The 206-nt window shown below is 30.1% G+C and carries 1 pseudogene; it reads right to left on the bottom strand.

From position 1 onward, the window contains the following. A pseudogene (locus tag FUA24_RS00280) lies at positions 1-206 on the bottom strand (phytoene desaturase); the annotation flags it as partial.

Below are 206 nucleotides of genomic sequence, written 5' to 3'. Positions count from 1 at the left end.
GACCAAAATCGGCATAATTCATAAAGTTGTAAAACGAAGGTGTGTTGCTTGGTTTAGCGCCTAAAAATAATACTGGGAATTCTAAAATTTGTACTAATTTATCATTTTTAAAAGCTTTTCTAACATCACTTTTAACACTGCTAAAAAACTGATTTAATCTTTTAATAGTTGTTAATGAAACAAGCTCTAAAGGAGAAACACCAGGG

It is taken from the genome of Seonamhaeicola marinus, assembly GCF_008085455.1.
Note: the sequence above shows the minus strand (reverse complement) of the source record. Positions and strands in the feature narration are given on the sequence as shown.